This window comes from Mycobacterium szulgai, from assembly GCF_002116635.1.
GTDB lineage: Bacteria > Actinomycetota > Actinomycetes > Mycobacteriales > Mycobacteriaceae > Mycobacterium > Mycobacterium szulgai.
Map to the genome: position 1 here is coordinate 1 of NZ_LQPW01000102.1, position 1,076 is coordinate 1,076.

The following is a 1,076-nucleotide window of genomic DNA, read 5'->3' on the forward strand; positions in this document are numbered from 1 at the left end:
CCCAATGACCTGGCGGCGAGTGCCAGGGACACACCCGCTGGATCTGCCCGGGTGGCACCGGGTGCCAGCCGGTCGAGTCGTCGATGTGCGGGACGGGCGGTCGCGGTATCCGCGGCCCAGGATCGGCCTGACCGGTACCCGCACCCACTCCTAACGCGGCAGCGCCCAACGCACCGGCGATGGTGAGTGTGCCCGCAATTGCTTTGATGTTCATTTCTGTCCCTCCCTTCGGCCGGTTTCTGCACAACCATAGGTAACCAATACGAATACCCACCGTGCACCGCATCGAAACCCGGGCTTTGTAGGCTGAGCGGGAGAAAATGAACCAGCTTGGTATTGGATTCCTGAGCGTATTCGGACTTCCCCCGGTGGAGTTCGTCGATCTGGCCGCCGATCTCGAATGCCGCCACATCTCGATGTGGGTGCAGGCAGCCGCGCTGGTACCGCTGGGCTATTCGCCTTTTTCACTGCGCGACGACGTGGCCCTGAGAAAGGACCTGCTCGCCGCACTGCACCACCGCGGCGTGACGATCTCGCTGGGCGACGGATTCCTGGTGCTGCCCAGCGCCGAGGCGACGGATCTGTGCCAGGATCTCGATGTCCTGGCCGAACTCGGGGCTCCCCGGATCAATGTCGTCAGCCTGGACCCCGATCCTTCGCGAACCTTCGACCAGTTCGGCGCGCTGGCCGTGCTTGCCGCCGACCGCGGACTCGCGACGGTCGTCGAGCCGGTGCCGGGCTTGACGGTCGGCGACCTGCCCACCGCACTAGCCGCGGTCGCACATGTCGGCCGCCCCGACTTCCAGCTACTGATCGATACCATGCATCTGGTTCGGTCCGGATCCAGCGCTTCCGACCTCGCCGCCGTCGATGCCGGCTTGATCGGCTATGCCCAACTCAACGACACGACTTTGCTGCCGCGCGCCGACAACTACATGGAAGAAGCCATGTTCGAACGCATGGTTCCCGGACAGGGCGAATTGCCGCTGCGCGACATACTGTCAGCGCTTCCGGCCGGAATTGTGCTGGAACTCGAAGTGCCGCAACGACTGTCGGCGCTAGCCGGGATCGGCCGT

The 1,076-nt window shown here is 64.7% G+C and carries 2 protein-coding genes; one reads left to right on the forward strand and one right to left on the reverse strand.

The features are described from left to right. Nucleotides 1-214 (reverse strand): hypothetical protein (locus tag AWC27_RS14780; protein WP_085671172.1); only part of this gene is annotated, 214 nt, incomplete at its 3' end. Nucleotides 215-320: 106 nt separating this feature from the next. Here AWC27_RS14780 and AWC27_RS14785 point away from each other — a divergent pair. Then, on the forward strand, nucleotides 321-1,076 hold a 756-nt coding region (locus AWC27_RS14785), incomplete at its 3' end, for a sugar phosphate isomerase/epimerase family protein (protein WP_085671173.1).